The sequence below is a fragment of the Shewanella cutis genome, assembly GCF_022410515.1.
Taxonomy (GTDB): domain Bacteria; phylum Pseudomonadota; class Gammaproteobacteria; order Enterobacterales; family Shewanellaceae; genus Shewanella; species Shewanella cutis.
The window spans coordinates 1,117,099-1,136,177 of record NZ_JACSDI010000001.1; the positions used below are offsets into that span (position 1 = coordinate 1,117,099).

The following is a 19,079-nucleotide window of genomic DNA, read 5'->3' on the forward strand; positions in this document are numbered from 1 at the left end:
AAAATCACTGTAATTTCAGCATATACGTTAAATCTTCGCAACAAGCAAACACCGCATGCAGATTTAGCAAAGTCATAGCAAATTTAGGATAACAAAAAGGCCTCATTCGAGGCCTTAATATTGAGAGTTAACTTACTTAAGCTCTTGTTCAAACAACTTGTAAATACGGCGATATTCGTCCAACCAACTCGATGGTTGGCGGAAACCGTGGGGCTCAACTGGATAAATAGCCGTTTCGAACATCGGCTTTTCCAGTTCAATTAAACGCTGCACCAGACGCACGCTATCTTGGAAGAACACGTTATCATCCATCACGCCACTCATAATAAGCAATGGCTTAGTCAGACCTTGGGCGTGCTCGATGGGCGAGCTGCGCTCATAGGCGATAGGATCAACATCTGGTGTATTCAAAATATTTGAAGTGTAAGGCGCATTGTAGTGTGCCCAATCCGCAACCGGACGCAGTGCAGCACCTGCTTGAAATAATTCAGGCTCTGTAAACAAAGACATAAAGGTTAAGAAGCCACCGTAAGAACCGCCATAGGTACCGACACGCTTAATATCGACATTGGCATTTTGGCCCATCCACGTCACACCATCTTTTAAGTCTTCGACTTCAGGATGCCCCATATTGCGATAAATCGCCGTGCGCCAATCGCGGCCATAGCCTTTAGAACCACGGTAATCCATATCCATCACCACATAACCTTGTTGAGTCAATAGGTTGTGGAACATAAACTCACGGAAGTAGCCACTAAAGCCATAATCGGCATTTTGTAAGTAACCGGCACCATGGTTAAAGATAACCGCGGGATATTTTTCGGCGCGGGATTTGTCATAACCCTGCGGCAAATAAACACGCGCATAAATCTGACCGGCACCATGGTTTGAAGGTACAGCGATCACTTCGGGCGCCTGCCATGGATATTGCTTAAAGGCATCGCTGGTATAGGAAGTCAGTTGTTTTAACTCACCGCCAATCGGCTGAATATAAAGTTCATTCGGTTGCGTGCGACGAGAAGCATTCAGCAGCAATTTAGCGCCATCAGGGCTCAAGCTGTAATCTAAATTACCGTCCCATTGGGTGAGTTGTTCGTTCTTGCCAGAGGTGAGATTCACGCGGTGAACATTATAAATCCCCGGACGGCTCTGGTTTGCTTTGTAGTAAATATAATTAGCATCAGGCGATAAAGTGATATCACTCACCACAAACTGACCTTGAGTCAAAGCGCGGGGCTTTTCGCCACTGGCTTTAAGATAAAGCTGGGAATAGCCTGTTTCTTCAGAGAGATAGTACAGACTGTCCGTACCGGGTAACCAACCAAATTGGTTATAGTCGTAGTTCACCCAAGCATCATCATGCAGGCGATGCTCGGTGATAAACTTGCCCTTTGCCAGATCGACACTGGCAATCCAGCGATCTTTGTTATCGGTCGCTTCGACCATCACCGCCAATTTGTTCTCAGACTCATGCCATTGAATCGCGCTTTGAGTCCAGCCCCAATCCTGCATCAGCTGGATTTTACGTGGAGCCTTAGTACTTTGATATGACTCACCTTTTGCTTTAGCGTTTTCACTCTTAACCTTAGCTAAAACGTCTTCATCGAAGCCGGTTAAGCCTTCGATAGTCACATCGATCTGTTTATGCGTATTTAAATCGAGCACCACAAAACGTTGGCCTGGTGGTGTATCTTCAGCTACACGGGCACGCACGGGCACAGGGTCGATATAGCCTTCGCTACCGAGGTAGTTTGGCATGATGTCGTGCTCACTGCTTCCGGTGTAATTCTTATCGGTTAAAGCGACAAACACATAGCGACCATCTGGCGATACGCTAATCTCCGACACGACTTCGGCATCCCCTAAATACCAAGTACTGGCAGCAAGGGTTGGGTCGCTCTTTTGTAGATCATTCTTAAACTGTTCTTTGGCTTTAGCATTTTCTTGCTGCAACGCCACATACTGGATGAGTCGGTGTTGTTGCTTGGCTAAATAACTGCTTGGATCTTTAACGCCTTCGGGCGCTTTAGCCATTTTAATTTCTGCCAACTGCTCCACTAATCCACTGTCTTGGTGGATTTGGAAAACATTATCCCCTTGCCAATAGGCGATATCGCCATTGTTAAGGTAACGCAGACCACTGATGGCGTTGCGCTGACGAGTAAGCTGGGTAATTTTGCCCGAGCTTAAATGCTTTACAAAAATGTTTCCTTGGTAGAGATAAGCCTTGTTGGTCTTAGTGGTATCTAATACACCAAACTGTTGATCGGCGGCGTGTAATTTATCGATAGCCAGTTCAACGGCGCGGCTGTCATTAATCCCCTGCTGATAGTAATTCCGTAGTGCTGATGCACTGGGTTGGCGAGCGAAAAACACACTTTGGCTGTCATCGCTCCAGTAAGCTTCCTTGGCGAAAATCCCCATCCAATCGGGGTTGGCCATGATTTGGTTCAAGGTAAGTTGTTGTGAAACTTGGGGAGGTTGAGCCAAAGGGACTTGATAAGCCGTTAGAGTCGCAGCGGGAGTCGCCGTTTCAGTTGAGGTGGCGGCGCAACTCGTTAATACCGCAATGGCTAACGCACTTAAACCCAAATGTCGCATTACGCTGTTCATTAATCCTTCCTTTTATTGTTATCGCAACCGCACGAGTACAAGGGCTCCCCTGTAGACTCGCAGACGGGCGTTGTTTTGCGGCAGTTATATCACAGTTAGGCGACATATTTGCTTAAAAGGAGGAGAAATCTTGTAACAAAGATTAGAGCTGAATTGCTCTTTTGGATTCAATCTAAGTCGATTGGGATAAAAAGTTCGCTAATAATTCATGACCTTGCTCAGTCAAAATCGACTCAGGGTGAAATTGCACACCAAAGAGCGGCAACTGCTTATGACTCATGGCCATGATTTCGAGCCCATGGGTCGGATCGTCAAACCAAGCGTCCAGCACAAAATCGTCAGGTACAGTATCGACAAGCAGCGAATGGTAACGGGTAACGGTTAATGGCTGATTTAACCCTTTAAACAGACGCTCGCCCGTATGGCTAATCGCACTGACTTTGCCATGCATCACACGCTGCGCTCGCACCACTTTAGCACCAAAAACCTGCGCCATAGCTTGATGCCCCAAACACACACCTAAAATCGGTAAACGCGTGGCGAAATGTTCAATGGCCGCAAGAGAAATACCCGCTTCATTGGGCGAGCAAGGGCCTGGAGAGATGACTAAATGACTCGGCGCTAACGCTTCGATCTCCTCAAGGCTGATTTCATCATTGCGTTTAACCACAATCTCTTGTCCTAACTGCTGAAAATACTGCACTAGGTTAAAGGTAAAAGAGTCGTAATTGTCGATCATCAGCAACATACAAAATCCATGGGCCCAAAGGGTAGGTCAGTGCAATTCAGGATGAAATGCGGCGCAAATGCTACCACAGCACTTGCTTGTGATTAAGCATTAAAAAAACAAAAAGCCAGTCGATTGACTGGCTTTTGATAGTATCGAACAGAGCTCAAATAACTTATTTGACTAAGGTTAAATGGCTACGACGCTTTGGAGGCTCGTCCTTGGGATCAGTTGGCTTCTCGGCAGTCTCGATAACAGACAAGGCCGATTCCGCTTCCTCTTCCACTAAGTACGCATCTTCAATGTCGAAGACAGTTCCTGCCCCATTTTCACGGGCGTAAATGGCCACTATCGAGGCCATTGGCAATAATACCTGCTGGGGTACACCACCAAAACGCGCATTGAACTCAACAAATTCATTACTAATTTGCAAATTGCCCACTGCGCTGGCCGCGATATTTAATACGATCTGGCCATCCTTCACGTACTGCTGTGGAACTTGAGTACCTTTGACAAAGGCATCAACGACAACGTGAGGCGTTAATTGGTTGTCCATCAACCAATCGTAGTAAGCCCTGAGTAAATAAGGACGATTTGGAGTCAACGCTTTCATTACATTCCCATGCGCATTTCGCGTTCAGCTTCAGTCAACGAAGCTTTAAATGATTCACGTTCGAAAATACGTGTCATGTAGGCTTTGATGTCTTTCGCTACACGGCTGTCTAACTCGATACCTAATACAGGTAAACGCCATAATAGTGGGCCGAGGTAACAATCCGCTAAACCGAATTCTTCGCTCATAAAGTACGGCATTTCACCAAATACAGGCGCGATTGACAGTAAGCTTTCAGTCAGTTCTTTACGGGCGGCTTCAACGCGGTCACCTTTACGAATACGCGCAACCAGTGAATACCAATCAGTATCAATGCGATGCATCATCAAACGGCTTTGACCGCGAGATACTGGGTAAACAGGCATCAGCGGTGGATGAGGGAAACGCTCATCCAAGTATTCCATAATGATGCGTGACTCATAAAGTACGAGCTCACGATCTAATAAGGTAGGCACTGAGTTATAGGGATTTACTTCGAGTAAATCCTCAGGCATTTCATTTGGGTCGACCTGTAAAACATCAACAGTAACCCCTTTCTCAGCTAACACGATACGGACTTGATGGCTATAAAGATCATCAGCACCTGAAAACAGTGTCATGACAGAGCGTTTGTTGGCAGCAACAGCCATTGATACCCTCCAGAGTCGAAATAAAACAAAAGTAAACGAGGGGCAAAGCCCCCCGTTTACACTATGCGGATACTATATTTTACCCGTTATTGGTGCCTAGTGTACATCTTTCCAGTACTCTTTCTTCAAGAGGTAGGCCACAATAAAGAAGATAAACAAGAATCCGAGCACCCACCAACCTAAAGCTTGACGCTCTAACTTAACGGGTTCTGCCGAATAGACTAAGAAGCCCGTGATATCACGAACTGCTTGGTCGTACTCTTCTGCATTTAACTTACCACCAGAGACCACAATAGTGCCATCTTCTTGCTTAACAGGTGTGCCTTGCAGTTCTTCAAGAACGTGTGGCATACCCACAGATGGGAATACAGTATTGTTTACGCCGAATGGACGGCTTGGGTCTTTGTAGAAGCCTTTTAGGTATGAATACACCCAATCTTCGCCACGAACACGTGCGACTAAGGTTAAGTCTGGTGGTGTTGCACCAAACCACTTAGCCGCATCTTTTGGTGGGATTGCGTTTTGCATCAATTCACCAATTTTTGCATCGGTGAACATATACTTGCTACGCATATCATCGGCAGAAATACCGAGATCATTCGCCACTCGCTCATAGCGTTGATACTGCGTGCTATGACAACCAGAACAATAGTGTTGGAACATATCCAAACCACGTTCTAAAGAAGCCTTATCATGCAGATCAACATTGGCATCTTCCAAATGGACATGTCCGCCAGCAGCAATTGCCAAGGTCGGCAACAAGGCAACTAATGCAATGAATAATTTTTTCATTAGTGTGTCAACCTCGCTGGAACAGGTTTAGTTTTCTCATTTTTGCTGTATACCCACAGCGCCACAAAGAAACCAAAGTAAGTGAAAGTAAATACCTGCGCAACTATCGTCAGTGTTGGTGAAGCAGGAACGACACCTAAGTAACCTAACACAATGAAAGACACTGCAAATTGAGCAATATTTAACTTATGCAGCGTACTACGGTAACGAACTGACTTCACTTTACAGCGATCGAGCCAAGGCAACACAAACAGTACGCCAATCGACAGCCCCATCATAATTACGCCACCCAATTTATCCGGAACAGCACGTAAGATGGCGTAGAAAGGAGTGAAGTACCATACTGGCGCAATATGCTCTGGTGTCTTCATTGGGTTAGCCGCTTCAAAGTTTGGCTTCTCAAGGAAGTAACCACCGCCTTCAGGGATGAAGAACAGTACGTAACAGAACACAATCAGGAAGCCCGCAACGCCCATAATATCTTTAACGGTGTAATATGGGTGGAATGGAATGCCATCAACTGGCCAACCATTTTCGTCTTTGTTCTTCTTGATTTCGATACCGTCTGGGTTGTTTGAACCCACTTCGTGCAGAGCAATTAAGTGTAAGAACACTAATACCACTAACACTAATGGCAATGCGATAACATGCAATGCAAAGAAACGGTTCAGCGTTGCGCCAGAGATCACGTAGTCACCACGGATCCACAGGGTTAAGTCATCACCAATAACAGGGATTGCACCGAACAGAGAAATAATTACCTGTGCGCCCCAGTAAGACATTTGTCCCCATGGCAGCAAGTAGCCCATAAAGGCTTCAGCCATCAGTACGAGGAAAATCAACATACCGAATAACCACAGCAGTTCTCTAGGCTTTTGATATGAACCGTAAATCAGACCACGGAACATATGTAAGTAGATCACCACGAAGAAAGCAGAAGCGCCGGTGGAGTGCATATAACGCAACAACCAGCCGTACTCTACGTCACGCATGATGTATTCAACAGAAGCAAAAGCGCCTTCTGCTGTTGGTACATAGTTCATGGTTAGCCAAATACCTGTCAGCAATTGGTTAACCAATACCAACATTGCTAGCGAACCGAAAAAGTACCAAAAGTTAAAGTTAGTTGGCGTAGCATACTGACCCACGTGACGGTTATAAGTCGCCGTCATTGGGATGCGAGCATCGATCCAATTAATTAAATTCTTAACCATTACGCCACTCCTTTATCTACACCGATGATAACGGTGCCATCATCAACATATTGATGTGGAGGGATAACTAGGTTCAATGGAGCTGGAACGCCTTGGAACACGCGGCCCGCCATATCGAACTTAGAACCATGACATGGGCAGAAGAAACCAGAAGTCACACCTTGAACTTGCTCAGCAAATGAATCTGGCAAATAAGTGGGTGAACATCCTAGGTGGGTACAAATACCGACGGCAATAAAATACTCTGGCTTAATTGAGCGCAGAGGATTAGTTGCATATTCAGGCTGCTGCATTTCAGCAGAAGCTGGATCTCTTAATTGAGCATCGTGTGTTGGCAGTTCATTGATCACGGCTTCAGTGCGACGAACAACCCATACAGGTTTTCCTCGCCACTCAACACGGATCAGCTGACCTGGCTCTACTTTACTGATATTTACTTCGACCGGTGCACCTGCAGCTTTCGCCTTGGCACTCGGATTCCACGACTTGATGAAAGGAACCGCTACAGCGACGGCACCAGCACCACCTACTACGGCGGTTGCGGCTGTCAGGAATCTGCGACGTCCGGTATCGACTGGCGCATTGCTCATCCACTTATCTCCCAGAGGGTGTTGGAATTTTTATATTTCAAAGACTTTTTGCCCTTTAGTTATCACCATGGACAAAAATCGAAGTTTGAAGCGGGGCTCATTATAGCTAAAAATTAGAAGCAGATCATAGTGAAAACACGCAAGTAAGTTAGGGAGATTGCGTGTTTTTTAAGAAGTGGATAAAAAAAGCACAGCTATTAAGCAATTTTATCTGTTTTGGGAGCATATTGACGGTCAGATACGCATAAACCATGTATTGCTAATATAAGTTTAGCGTTAACTTTGTCACTTGCTGTTTTTTTGTTTGGATAAAAAAATGGGTTCCTATTATAGGAACCCATTCTGAGCGATTTCGAGTCGCTTATTTTTTCGCAGCGCTGCTCTTCATGTATTTGAAGAATTCGCTATCTGGCTCTAACACCATAACGTCTGAACTTCCGGAGAAGCTCGCACGATAAGCATCTAAACTACGCAAAAAGCTAAAAAATTCAGGATCTTTGTTATAAGCATCCGAATAAATTTTTGCAGCTAATGCATCACCTTCACCACGAATGGTTAAGGCTTTACGCTCTGCTTCCGCAATTTTAACAGTAACATTGGCATCAATCGTAGCGCGAATAATTTCAGATTGCTCTTTACCTTGAGCACGGTGCTCTTTAGCCACCGCTTGACGCTCAGCGCGCATACGTTGGTAAATACTGTTACTCACGTTTGCGGGTAGGTTGATCTGCTTAACACGCACGTCAACAACTTCAATACCTAAATCTTTAGCACTCTCAGCAGCATTCGCTAACGCGTTATTTTGTAACTCATCACGCTGCCCAGAAACGATCTCTTTGATCGTACGACGACCAAACTCGGTACGTAAATCGTTGTTGATCTTACGTTGCAGCAAGGTCTCAGCATTCGATTTAATCCCTCCATTAGTAGAGAGGTAGTATTTTTCGAAATCAAAAATACGCCACTTCACATAGGAGTCGACCATTAAGTCTTTTTTCTCAGAGGTGACGAAACGATCTGCAGCACCATCTAAGGTTTGGATACGCGCATCAAGCAACTTCACTTTATCGATCACAGGTACTTTAAAGTGTAAACCTGGGCCGAAAACACGTGTTACTTGTTTGCCATCAACTTTATCTTTAACGATTTCGCCAAAGCGCGCCACAATCGCACGTTCGCCTTCGTTAACCACCATCACAGATGACAAACCAATGCCTAATATAACGGCGATCAGAACAATACTTAATCTACCCATGAATTACTCCCTCCCCTGGCGAGCACGTTCCTCGCGAGATGGGCGTTCACTCAAAGGCTCACCAATGCGTGTCGTTGAAATAGATGAAGAATTGACATTCTGTTGAGGTTTAGGCTCAACGTCTGGCATAGTCGCAGGCTTCTCTTTCATTAACTTGTCTAGTGGCAAATACATTAAATTGCCGTTGTTTTTAGCATCGATAATGACTTTGTTAGTGTCAGTCATCACCTGTTGCATTGCATCGAGATACAAACGCTTACGGGTCACTTCAGGTGCAGCTTGGTATTCAGGTAAGAGCAACTCGAAACGAGCCACTTTACCGCGCGCCTCTAAAATTTCACGTTCTTTATAAGCATTAGCTTGTTGCGCCATGCGCTCGACCTCACCACGTGCTTTCGGTTCAATCTCACGGGCATAGGCTTCAGCCTCACGAATAAAGCGTTGTTCGTCTTCTTGCGCTGAAATGGCATCGTCGAATGCATCTTTCACTTCTTCAGGCGGACGCGCTGGCAAGAAGTTAACGTCAACAATAGCCAAGCCCAACTTGTACGGCTCAAGAATGCGTTCTAATTCTTTCCAAGTATCGCGACGAATAGCATCACGGCCTGTGGTCAGAATATCGTCCATCTTGTTGTGACCAATGACATAGCGCAGCGCACTGTCAGTGGCTTCACGTAAACTGGCATTGGCGTCTACCGCACTAAAAAGATAGGCATACGCATCAGAAATACGATATTGCACGTCTAGCTCAACCTTCACGACGTTTTCATCGGAAGTTAACATGCTGCCAGACGATGGCACAGAGCGAACTGATTGCACGTCAACAGGATAAATTTCATCGATAAACGTTGGTTTCCAGTGAAGACCCGGTCCCACCTCACCATTATGTTGACCAAAACGCAACGCTACGCCACGTTCAGCTTCTTTAATGGTGTACAAACCCGAAAGTCCCCAAACAACAAAAGCGATGGCAAGAATGATGATTAAGCTAAAGGAACTCAAGTTCTGGCCTGAAGAGCCATTACCGTTGCCGCCAAAGCGTTTTGAAAGATTACGAAAAACCTCATCAAGGTCCGGTGGTCCTTTGTCGTTACCACCTTTATTTCCCCAAGGATCATTACCCTTGTTACCGGGCTCGTTCCAAGCCATTTAGCACTCCATAAGTGGATGAAATAAATTAGATTATTAACAAACAGCCTTTTCTATCGACGGATCGAAGATAAAGGTTTCTAACTCACCCTGACTCTGTTTAGCTAATCGGCGCCAATCGGCATCCGATAAACGAACAGACAAAATACAGTTCCCCAGATCGTCGTACTCTTTCTGCTGTATCGCATCCAGTCGATAAAACTGGCCAAGATAATGTCCAGCAGTTGCCGGAATTCTAAGTGTAAACTCATGAATAACTTCACCAATTAGCTCGGTGATCGCCTTCAGGAGCAGATCAAATCCCAAACGCTTATGTGCCGAAACCCAGACTCGTACAGGCTTACCGCGGTCATCATATTCGATACGCGGCGTTACATCTTCAAGCAAGTCAATTTTATTACAAACAATCAGTTGCATCACTTCATCGGCATCGATGTCTTTCAGCACTGATTGCACTTGCTCAAAATTATCCGCCATATTTTCATCTGCACAATCAACAATATGCAGTAACAACTCTGCTTGACGCGTTTCTTGTAATGTCGCTTTAAATGCGGCGACAAGATCATGCGGCAAATGGCGGATAAAACCTACAGTGTCCGCTAATATCACGGCACCGTCGGGCAGATCTAACTTTCTCAATGTGGGATCAAGTGTGGCAAATAGCTGGTCGGCTGCATAAACATCTGATGAGGTTAAGGCATTAAACAGCGTTGACTTGCCGGCATTGGTATAACCCACTAATGAGACGGTTGGCATATCACTACGCTTACGGGCGCGGCGACTCTGCTCACGTTGTTTATCAACACGCTCTAAACGCTTATTGATATTTTTAATGCGCCCCCTGAGCAAACGTCTATCGGTTTCGAGCTGGGTTTCCCCTGGACCACGTAAACCAATACCACCCTTTTGGCGCTCAAGGTGAGTCCAACCACGCACTAGGCGAGTCGACATGTGGCGCAATTGCGCTAGCTCCACCTGTAACTTACCTTCATGGGTCCGAGCTCGTTGGGCGAAAATATCCAAAATCAGAGAGGTCCTGTCCAATACTCGGCACTGACACACCAGTTCAAGGTTTCGCTCCTGAGCGGGACTCAAGGCGTGATTGAAAATAACCACATTCGCCTCGGTGGCAGCCACTAAAGCGGCTAACTCTTCGGCTTTACCAGAACCAATGAAAAACTTACGGTCTGGTGAACGTCGACTTCCAGTAATGACCCCGACTGAGCGCGCTCCAGCTGATTCGACTAATAGCTGTAACTCGACTAAGTCTTCTCGGCGTTCCTCATCGGAAAAGTCGATATGGACAAGAACCGCTGTTTCTCCCGCCTCATAACGATCAAACAAGAAGCAGACTCCTTAACTAAACCTTATTCGCCACTTGGCATATCGTCTTGCGCACCATATCCGCCCTGAGCATTTTGGTGACCAGCAACGTTAAATGGGCGAGCAGGAACAACAGTAGAGATAGCGTGTTTGTAAACCATTTGGCTCACAGTGTTTTTCAACAGAATGACAAACTGATCAAACGACTCTACCTGTCCTTGGAGTTTAATGCCGTTTACCAAGTAAATTGATACAGGAACGCGCTCGCGACGTAGTGCGTTCAAAAATGGGTCTTGTAAAGATTGCCCCTTAGCCATTTTATTATTTCCTTTTTAATTTATATAAAAATAAATCGATACCAGTGAAGTTTTTTGTTTAGTTTTAGTATTATACAGCAAGGGCTAATAAGCTAGCGGCATTGACGCATAAGTGTAACTAAATTCCCCTCAGCACCACTTTCCAGCCAATTCAACTCTGGCCAACTACGCAACCATGTTAATTGACGCTTAGCTAATTGCCTAGTAGCGGCAACGGCTTTTTCGACCATAGTATCATGGTCAAATTCACCATCGAGATATTGCCAACATTGTCGATATCCCACGCAACGCATTGAGGGTAAATCTAAATGTAAGTCATCTCTCGCTTTAAGCTGGGCTACCTCATCAATAAAGCCTTGCTCTAACATTATGCGAAAGCGCTGTCCGATTAACTCATGCAGCACTTTACGCTCACGGGGGGCAATGGCAAATTGCACCACATTATAGGGTAAAGGAGCCGACTTGGTCATTGTTAACTCAGTCAGGCTCTTACCGCTTATTCTATAGACTTCTAACGCTCTTGAAAGCCTTTGTGGATCATTAGGATGAATTCTTTCTGCCGATACAGGATCTATCTCCCTTAATTGATCGTGCAGTGCTTCCCATCCGTTTGCATCCGCCTCGGCTTGAATATCGGCGCGGATAGCCTCATCAGCACTTGGTAGCGGAGATAATCCCTCCAACAGAGCCTTAAAATACATCATGGTTCCGCCCACTAATAAAGGGGTCTTTCCCATGCTGATAATCTGTTCAATCTCGCGCAGCGCATCAGCTCTAAAATCGGCAGCCGAATAACTTTCGCTTGGATCGCGAATATCAATCAGGCGGTGTGGACCTCTAGCTAATTCCTCTGCCGAGGGCTTAGCACTGCCGATATCCATACCACGATAGATTAATGCTGAATCAACCGAAATAATTTCGCAATTATGCTTTTCGGCTAATTCGAGAGCTAAAGCCGTTTTTCCTGACGCCGTTGGCCCCATCAAAAAAACCACTTTAGGTTGTAATTCTTTATTCAATTGCTTGCTCTTCTAGCCACGATTGCCAAGGTAAGGATACTGCTTTACTGGCTATTTGCTGTCTTTTCTCTTCTGTTAACTGGCAATAGGCCACCCAAATATCGGGGGCCGAGATAAATCCAGTTAAACTCTGTTCAGCCAACCATATTGCCAGAGCATTAGGTGCAGGAGCTTCAAAACGTAGCGATTGTAACCACTCAGGTATTACCCTCGCTAACTGGCAGTCCCTCAGATATGGGGGCACTTTTTTAATAATCAACTGCTGATAGCGAATTGTTAGCTCTAATCCTAGTTGGCGGATAAGTGTTGCATGTTCGTCAAGCAACGATGACCAATCAGTATCAGCCGCTACCGATACTGGCATCAATAAAGGCTGCCCAATCAACCCTGTAGCCAGTTTCGTTTCAATTTCATGGCTGCGGGTTGCTAATGCCACCGACTCAATACGTAATAAACTTAATTTTGGCCCATCAGTAAATACCCAAAATTGTCCATCGAGTATCGATGGCATAGGTAAAGCGGGTTGATAAGCCTTGTCCTGTACGCTGTAAGATGGGGTTTGCAGTAAAGCGCCGTAACTGGCAATCGCAGTCTTTGAAGGTAATTCAGTACGTTGACGAGACTCCCCTGCGGAACCACTGCGCGTTTCCCTTGGCACACTCATACTACCAAAGGCGTTGCTTTGAACCGCAGTACCTGTGCGCATTTTAGGCATGTCGCTAGAGCGATATTCGACAACACGCGCCTCAGCCTGACGCTCTCCAGTGGTATCGGTCCCTAGATAATTAGCGTCAGATCCCGTGGATTGAAGTTCAAAAGCAGCAGACTCTGTCGCGGACCTTACATAAGGAGATGAGTCATCAATCTGTGGTGAATGTGGCTCAAAACGGAGCTCACCCGCTTCCTCTAACGCGGATTGCAGCGCCTGTAAAATATAATCATGTACATAACGACTTTGATGGAATCGCACTTCATGTTTCGCCGGATGCACGTTCACATCCACCTGGTGGGGATCGATATCCAGCATCAGCACATAGCCGGGTTGTTCTACTTCGGCTTTTTGCGCAAATGCTTGGCGCACCGCATGATTGACTAAACGATCGCGCACTAAACGGCCATTGACATAAAAGTAATGGGTATCGGTTAACACTGTTGACCAGGGCGATTGCAAATAACCACTCAAACGTAAATCATCGTGTTGGCATTCAACCCGCAGCGCCTCATCTGCAAACGGCCGACCAGCGACTTGAGTCAATCGCTGTAAATATTGCGACTCATTCATCGCCGGGCGATAGTTGCGCACGGTTTTGCCGTTGTGTGTAAGGGTAAAATGGATATCCCCTCGAACCAAAGCAATTCGTTTTAACCATTCATCGATATGGGTAAATTCGGTTTTATCGCTTTTTAAAAAACGCCTGCGGGCTGGCGTATTAAAAAATAGATCGACGACTTCAATGGTTGATCCCACCGGATGCGCCGCAGGCATGACTTTAACCGCCATCTCGACGCCTTCAGCGTAGGCTTGCCAAGCTTCGCTTTGCTCAGCTGTGCGTGATGTCAAGGTTAAACGGGAGACAGAGCTGATACTCGCTAATGCCTCGCCGCGGAAACCAAAACTGAGGATGGCTTCAAGATCATCAAGGGAATGCAGTTTCGAGGTGGCATGGCGCGACAAGGCTAATGCTAATTCCTCCTTGGAGATACCTGAACCATTGTCACGGATCTTAATCAGCTTACTGCCGCCCTTATCGATTTCAATATCGATACGGCTGGCTCCAGCATCTAAGCTGTTCTCCACGAGCTCTTTCACCACAGAGGCGGGTCTTTCGACAACTTCACCGGCGGCGATTTGGTTCGCTAATTGCGGCGGAAGGATTTGGATCCCCATAGACTTCATCCTATTAGCTCTCAGGAATCACGAGTGTTTGCCCAAGCTGAACAACATCGGTCTTCATGCCATTGGCGCGAATAATACTGGCCATAGGGACTTTATAACGCTGGGCTATTGCAGAAAGCGACTCACCGCGGCTCACCTTATGTTTAACGGTACCAGCTGATTTACTGCTGGATTTAACAGTTGAACCAGAAGTGTTTTTCTTCGCTAAAAGTGTATCTGCTGGCGGATTATTTTGGAAATAACGATTAACCCCCTTATAAATTGCAGTGGCAATGCTTTCTTGATGACGGCTACTGCTCAGCAAACGCTCTTCCTTCGGATTCGAGATAAACCCTGTTTCCACTAAAATTGAAGGAATGTCAGGGGATTTCAATACGGCAAAACTGGCCGATTCTGGGCGGCTCTTATGCAGCTCAGTCACAGCACCTAAATCTTTTAAAATATCCCCAGCAACCGAGTGACCAATGGCCATAGAGCTGTTCATCGACATATCGAGTAAGGTCATTGCAAGATACTGTTCATTATCAGTATTTTGAATAATTTCCCCGGCACCCCCCAGCAATTCTGAGTGTTTCTCTTTTTGCTCTAACCAACGACCAATTTCACTGTTTGCACGGCGCATCGACAATACCCACACGGACGCCCCGCGAGGATTGGGCGATGTGAAAGCATCCGCATGGATAGAAATCAGTAGGTCGGCCTTACTATTGCGGGCAAGCTCAGAGCGCCGATTTAAATTAACAAAGTAGTCACCACTGCGGATCATCACGGCACGCATTCCTGGGGTGTCGTTAATTTTACTGGCAAGGCGCTTTGAAATTTCAAATACGACTTTTTTCTCATAAAGACCGGATGGCCCAATCGACCCCGGATCGTCACCACCATGTCCAGCATCAATTGCAATCACAATATCTCGAGAAGCTTGAACGCTTTGAGTGACATTTTTTTTGACTGGAGTTGAACTCACGGCCGATAGCTCTGCTGTGACGCTTTTATCCTCTAAGTCGACCACTAGACGATTGCCATAGGGTGCCGTCACGGGCAGCGAAAACAAATTTGGATTTAATGGCTTAACCAAATCGATAACCAGTCGCAAATCCCCTTTCGTAGGGGATTTACTGACCCGAATCCCTTTAACTAACTTACTGTTGTTATCAACATTTTTCAGATTCAGTTTCGTCGATGCCTTTTTTAGGTCGACCACTAAACGATTAGGTCCATCGAGGGTAAAGTAGCTGTAATTGGGTACTTCGCTCAAATCGAACACGATTCGCGTCGACTCGGGAGCTGCCCAAATGCGCACACTTTCGAGCTGGTTTGCCGCTTGGGCTACCACTGCAAAAAATGTGCACAGTAAAAGAATAATACCTTGAAAGTAATGCTTATTTTTAGTCATCTTTGTTTTTATTTTATCGCGGCTAATAGCGTTTTACCTGAATCAGTTAAGGCTCGAATGTGGATTTCACGTCCTTGATAAACATAATTTAAATGCAGGTGAATATCGGCATCGGGTAACAACCCTTCACCTTTGTCGGGCCATTCTACGATGCACAGGCTACTGTTGGTGAAGTAATCACGAATCCCCATAAATTCAAGTTCTTCTGGATCGTTTAACCGATACAAATCAAAATGATAAACTTGGACACCATCGAGTTCATAAGGTTCAACTAGCGTGTAAGTTGGACTTTTTACTGCACCTTTATGCCCTAATCCTTGAATTAACCCTCGACTTAGAGTGGTTTTACCTGCCCCTAAATCCCCCGTCAAATACAGAGTCAAAGGCGCTTGAATATGGCGGGCCAATTTTTGCCCAACTGCAATAGTCTCGTCTTCGTTATTTAATTGAAAGGTTAACTCTGTCATTTCCGCTTATATCACTGCTGTTATTGATGGAGGAAGCAACTTAAGCGGGGTAGTATCGCCGCACTTAAGTCTCACAGCGCCTAGAGTAAATCACTATTTACTAATTGGCGAATAAAAGGCATCAAATCGCTGGCTAACATCCCCCGTTCACCTTGTACCGCAGCAAGATCCGCAGCACAACCATGAACAACGACTCCAACCACAGTCGCCTGCATGTTATCCATCCCCTGAGCCATCAGTGCGCCTATAATACCAGATAACACATCACCGCACCCACCACTCGCAAGTCCGGGGTTGCCAACTGGCGCCACGACCATCTGCTTACCATCAAAAATGACTGTGCCAGCGCCTTTAAGCAGTACTACTCCACCGTATTTTTGCTGTAAGGCACGTACTGCAGCAAATCTGTCCTGTTCAATCTCGGCCACATTGCATCCTAACAGCCGCGCGGCTTCACCAGGGTGGGGCGTAAGCACCCAGTTGGTTTGTCTGCGAGGTTCATTGCTGAGTAAATTCAAAGCATCAGCATCGAGTACGCAGGGTTTATCACTTAACCCCGCAGCTTTAAACAAGTTATAGCCCCAATCATGTTTACCTAAACCAGGGCCAAGCACGACCACCTGAGCCCAACCAAGGCGCAGATACACCTCCATATCGACCAGCTCGCAGCCCCAAAACATTAACTCAGGGCGAGACACATTTACGGTAAGTTGATGCTCTGGCCTGCTGATCACTGTGACTAATCCAGCACCCGCACGCAAACACGCCTCACTAGCAAGGCGAATCGCTCCTGCCATCCCAAAATCACCACCAATCAGCGTCACTTTACCCGATTGACCTTTGTGGCTATCCCTTGCTCTGGCGGCAAAATAGCTTTTTAAAATCTCACCGCCCACTCGAGTCGCATTTGGCGTCTTAAAAAATGGCGTCAATCCCAGATCGGCAAAGGCAAGATGACCGCAATAATGCCTTGCCTTACTGGTCAGCAGGCCTTGTTTCAAACCGCCAAAGCACAAGGTCAGATCAGCCATCACTGCAACTTGAGCAACAACACCTGTATCGGCAACGATCCCTGAGGGAAGATCTAAACTAAGCACCCAAGCATCGCTCTGATTAATCGCTTGGATAAGTGCGGCAACCTCCTCACGCACATCACCATGAACACCCGTCCCGAGCAACCCATCGATAAGCATTGGCGCCTGCAAGATCGCATCGATATTGGGAGAGTCGGCTATACCGCCTTGATTTAGATAGGCCGAAAGTGCTTGTTCAAATTCAGGCGTTCCTTTGGTCTTGAGTAAGAAAACCATGACCTTATGCCCGGCCTCTAAGGCAAGGCGTGCACAAACTAAGGCATCGGCACCATTATTTCCACTGCCTGCGAGTACCAGTAATGGCATAGACTCAAGCCTAGGCTGACGCGCTATCTGCGTAGTTAAACAGTCAAACGCAGCACGCCCAGCACATTCAACCAATTGATATAATGTAGTTTTACCTTCTGAAACTGCAAGCAGTTCGGCTGCTCTCACCTGCTCCTGAGTAAAAAGCGCTGTGGGTAAACTCGATAAATCTTGTGCCATAGAGGATCTCCTGCGCGACAAAATAACAAAAGGGCTGCCACCCAAGACAGCATGTACATGGGAAAGCACTAAACGTTTCAAGGCCAAATCAACCAATGAGATCAAGAAAGTAGCAAAAACCACCTACAAAAGTTATGACGTAAATCAGATGCCATGCAAAAAGCAGCAAAATTGGATAATGTTGACAATGCATAAAAACAACAAAGCCAGCGAGTTGCTGGCTTTGGGATAATTCACACTAACACAACTAAAATGTCGATAAATTAGATATCATCCATCCGAATGGTGCTGTGCACTAAACGTTGCTGCTGGATTTTCTCAACGCGAATTAACCCCTCTAAAGCTGTGCGTGCATCTTCTGCGGTGGTTGAGTTAACGGTTTTTTCTAGTAACCCAATCAAACGATTTTCTAAGTCGAGGTGTAGATTCAACACATCATCTTCACTCATGTTCGCTGGCAACATAGTGTCTTGACAACGCTTAGTAAAATCTTCAAATACAAAGTCTTTATACCAAGTATCTAATACTCTTACGGGTGCCTCATCCATATAATCACGCAATTTTTCAGCGACATGTTTTTGATGAGATTCAAAATACTCCAGCATCATCTTCACGCGGGCTGAGTCGGCCTGATTGTTTAGTCGGCCATAGAGTTGCGCCATATCTAAGCGGCAGTTCGCCACATACTCAAGTAAATCACGTAATTGTTGAATACGCATATAATGCACTCCAATGTTAAGCCAACAACTTGGCGCTATTTTTTTGTCTGGATTCATTATGTAAGCAAAAACGTTGTGAATAGTTGAGCAAGATCATAATTTGCCCTTCATGGTGCCATCTAATTTAGGAAATCTTAAAGAAGCAAGGCCCAGATCACGCATTAACCTTGCTGTTTTATTTTTTACAAAATAGAAAACATCATCGGCAACAGCCGCAGAGCCAATGAATACTGTCCGCACTGAACCGCATTAGCATTAAAAATAACCTTGAAAACAAAGGTTAATAAGCTGCGGCTATGAAAGTACTAAAAAGTGCTTGGAACAATCAACAACGGAACAAACATGCTAAGCATACAAAAGAGCAAAATTGCGCCATTTCAGTTGTAAACTATCTGTTTCAAATGAAGAAAGCTTATGGGGGAATTTTGAGAAAAATTGGAGCGACATATCGGGTTCGAACCGATGACCTATACCTTGGCAAGGTATCGCTCTACCAACTGAGCTAATGTCGCATTTACATTTTAAGACTGTAACCGTCTGAAATTGGAGCGACATATCGGGTTCGAACCGATGACCTATACCTTGGCAAGGTATCGCTCTACCAACTGAGCTAATGTCGCATAATTTTGTATTTAATGACTTGGTGAATCACTAAATTTGTATTTGGAGCGACATATCGGGTTCGAACCGATGACCTATACCTTGGCAAGGTATCGCTCTACCAACTGAGCTAATGTCGCATATCCTGCATTTAATGACTTGGTAAATCACTAAATTTG

General features: G+C 45.7%; 17 protein-coding genes and 3 tRNA genes. All 20 read right to left on the reverse strand.

Features of this window, described 5'->3' with window-relative positions:
- Positions 1-132: 132 nt before the first annotated feature.
- The gene (locus H9J30_RS04965; protein WP_240129985.1) at positions 133-2,613 is read right to left on the reverse strand and encodes a S9 family peptidase; all 2,481 of its coding nucleotides are present in this window, start codon (positions 2,611-2,613) and stop codon (positions 133-135) included.
- Between the two features lie 172 nt (positions 2,614-2,785).
- Complete coding sequence (locus H9J30_RS04970) at positions 2,786-3,361, reverse strand: anthranilate synthase component II (protein ID WP_240129986.1); 576 nt, start codon at positions 3,359-3,361, stop codon at positions 2,786-2,788.
- A gap of 154 nt (positions 3,362-3,515) precedes the next feature.
- Entirely contained in the window at positions 3,516-3,953 is a 438-nt protein-coding gene (locus H9J30_RS04975; RefSeq protein WP_240129987.1) for a ClpXP protease specificity-enhancing factor, read from the reverse strand.
- Positions 3,953-4,582 (reverse strand): stringent starvation protein SspA, encoded by a 630-nt coding sequence (gene sspA, locus H9J30_RS04980; RefSeq protein WP_240129988.1) that lies wholly within the window; start codon positions 4,580-4,582, stop codon positions 3,953-3,955. Before sspA ends, H9J30_RS04975 begins: the two co-directional genes overlap by 1 nt.
- A gap of 96 nt (positions 4,583-4,678) precedes the next feature.
- Positions 4,679-5,374: a cytochrome c1 gene (locus H9J30_RS04985; protein ID WP_240129989.1), complete on the reverse strand. Its 696-nt coding sequence runs from the start codon at positions 5,372-5,374 to the stop codon at positions 4,679-4,681.
- Positions 5,374-6,588, reverse strand: a complete 1,215-nt coding sequence (locus H9J30_RS04990; protein ID WP_011070939.1) for a cytochrome b — start codon at positions 6,586-6,588, stop codon at positions 5,374-5,376. The genes H9J30_RS04985 and H9J30_RS04990 overlap by 1 nt, the downstream gene beginning before the upstream one ends.
- On the reverse strand, positions 6,588-7,178 hold the full coding sequence (petA, locus tag H9J30_RS04995) for a ubiquinol-cytochrome c reductase iron-sulfur subunit (RefSeq protein WP_011070938.1): 591 nt from the start codon (positions 7,176-7,178) through the stop codon (positions 6,588-6,590). The genes H9J30_RS04990 and petA overlap by 1 nt, the downstream gene beginning before the upstream one ends.
- Positions 7,179-7,539: 361 nt before the next feature.
- Positions 7,540-8,433, reverse strand: a complete 894-nt coding sequence (gene hflC, locus H9J30_RS05000; protein WP_240129990.1) for a protease modulator HflC — start codon at positions 8,431-8,433, stop codon at positions 7,540-7,542.
- 3 nt (positions 8,434-8,436) lie between these two features.
- Positions 8,437-9,582 carry an FtsH protease activity modulator HflK gene (gene hflK, locus H9J30_RS05005; RefSeq protein ID WP_240129991.1) on the reverse strand — a complete coding sequence of 382 codons (1,146 nt, stop codon included), beginning with the start codon at positions 9,580-9,582 and terminating at the stop codon, positions 8,437-8,439.
- A 36-nt stretch (positions 9,583-9,618) separates the two neighbouring features.
- Positions 9,619-10,926 (reverse strand): ribosome rescue GTPase HflX, encoded by a 1,308-nt coding sequence (hflX, locus tag H9J30_RS05010; RefSeq protein ID WP_240129992.1) that lies wholly within the window; start codon positions 10,924-10,926, stop codon positions 9,619-9,621.
- Between the two features lie 23 nt (positions 10,927-10,949).
- Positions 10,950-11,222 carry an RNA chaperone Hfq gene (hfq, locus tag H9J30_RS05015; RefSeq protein ID WP_011070934.1) on the reverse strand — a complete coding sequence of 91 codons (273 nt, stop codon included), beginning with the start codon at positions 11,220-11,222 and terminating at the stop codon, positions 10,950-10,952.
- Positions 11,223-11,314: 92 nt separating this feature from the next.
- The gene (gene miaA / locus H9J30_RS05020) at positions 11,315-12,241 is read right to left on the reverse strand and encodes a tRNA (adenosine(37)-N6)-dimethylallyltransferase MiaA (protein WP_240129993.1); all 927 of its coding nucleotides are present in this window, start codon (positions 12,239-12,241) and stop codon (positions 11,315-11,317) included.
- Positions 12,234-14,138, reverse strand: coding sequence for a DNA mismatch repair endonuclease MutL (gene mutL, locus H9J30_RS05025; RefSeq protein ID WP_427915894.1), 1,905 nt, complete (start codon positions 14,136-14,138; stop codon positions 12,234-12,236). The genes miaA and mutL overlap by 8 nt, the downstream gene beginning before the upstream one ends.
- 4 nt (positions 14,139-14,142) lie before the next feature.
- Entirely contained in the window at positions 14,143-15,534 is a 1,392-nt protein-coding gene (locus H9J30_RS05030; RefSeq protein WP_240129995.1) for an N-acetylmuramoyl-L-alanine amidase, read from the reverse strand.
- 8 nt (positions 15,535-15,542) lie between these two features.
- A complete protein-coding gene (gene tsaE, locus H9J30_RS05035) occupies positions 15,543-16,001 on the reverse strand; it encodes a tRNA (adenosine(37)-N6)-threonylcarbamoyltransferase complex ATPase subunit type 1 TsaE (RefSeq protein WP_240129996.1) in 459 nt (152 codons plus the stop codon).
- Positions 16,002-16,081: 80 nt separating this feature from the next.
- Positions 16,082-17,581, reverse strand: a complete 1,500-nt coding sequence (locus tag H9J30_RS05040) for an NAD(P)H-hydrate dehydratase (protein WP_240129997.1) — start codon at positions 17,579-17,581, stop codon at positions 16,082-16,084.
- A 263-nt stretch (positions 17,582-17,844) separates the two neighbouring features.
- Entirely contained in the window at positions 17,845-18,300 is a 456-nt protein-coding gene (locus H9J30_RS05045) for a ferritin family protein (protein WP_240129998.1), read from the reverse strand.
- Positions 18,301-18,736: 436 nt separating this feature from the next.
- A tRNA-Gly gene (locus H9J30_RS05050) sits at positions 18,737-18,812 on the reverse strand.
- Between the two features lie 32 nt (positions 18,813-18,844).
- Positions 18,845-18,920: transfer RNA gene (locus H9J30_RS05055), tRNA-Gly, on the reverse strand.
- Between the two features lie 44 nt (positions 18,921-18,964).
- Positions 18,965-19,040, reverse strand: a tRNA-Gly gene (locus H9J30_RS05060).
- Positions 19,041-19,079 lie beyond the last annotated feature (39 nt).

Excerpts from the sequence above, each read along its gene's own strand:
- H9J30_RS04965 (WP_240129985.1), bottom strand. The coding sequence starts at position 2,613 with ATGAACAGCGTAATGCGACATTTGGGTTTAAGTGCGTTAGCCATTGCG.
- H9J30_RS04970 (WP_240129986.1), bottom strand. The coding sequence starts at position 3,361 with ATGTTGCTGATGATCGACAATTACGACTCTTTTACCTTTAACCTAGTG.
- H9J30_RS04975 (WP_240129987.1), bottom strand. The coding sequence starts at position 3,953 with ATGAAAGCGTTGACTCCAAATCGTCCTTATTTACTCAGGGCTTACTAC.
- sspA (WP_240129988.1), bottom strand. The coding sequence starts at position 4,582 with ATGGCTGTTGCTGCCAACAAACGCTCTGTCATGACACTGTTTTCAGGT.
- H9J30_RS04985 (WP_240129989.1), bottom strand. The coding sequence starts at position 5,374 with ATGAAAAAATTATTCATTGCATTAGTTGCCTTGTTGCCGACCTTGGCA.
- H9J30_RS04990 (WP_011070939.1), bottom strand. The coding sequence starts at position 6,588 with ATGGTTAAGAATTTAATTAATTGGATCGATGCTCGCATCCCAATGACG.
- petA (WP_011070938.1), bottom strand. The coding sequence starts at position 7,178 with ATGAGCAATGCGCCAGTCGATACCGGACGTCGCAGATTCCTGACAGCC.
- hflC (WP_240129990.1), bottom strand. The coding sequence starts at position 8,433 with ATGGGTAGATTAAGTATTGTTCTGATCGCCGTTATATTAGGCATTGGT.
- hflK (WP_240129991.1), bottom strand. The coding sequence starts at position 9,582 with ATGGCTTGGAACGAGCCCGGTAACAAGGGTAATGATCCTTGGGGAAAT.
- hfq (WP_011070934.1), bottom strand. The coding sequence starts at position 11,222 with ATGGCTAAGGGGCAATCTTTACAAGACCCATTTTTGAACGCACTACGT.
- mutL (WP_427915894.1), bottom strand. The coding sequence starts at position 14,138 with ATGAAGTCTATGGGGATCCAAATCCTTCCGCCGCAATTAGCGAACCAA.
- H9J30_RS05030 (WP_240129995.1), bottom strand. The coding sequence starts at position 15,534 with ATGACTAAAAATAAGCATTACTTTCAAGGTATTATTCTTTTACTGTGC.
- tsaE (WP_240129996.1), bottom strand. The coding sequence starts at position 16,001 with ATGACAGAGTTAACCTTTCAATTAAATAACGAAGACGAGACTATTGCA.
- H9J30_RS05040 (WP_240129997.1), bottom strand. The coding sequence starts at position 17,581 with ATGGCACAAGATTTATCGAGTTTACCCACAGCGCTTTTTACTCAGGAG.
- H9J30_RS05045 (WP_240129998.1), bottom strand. The coding sequence starts at position 18,300 with ATGCGTATTCAACAATTACGTGATTTACTTGAGTATGTGGCGAACTGC.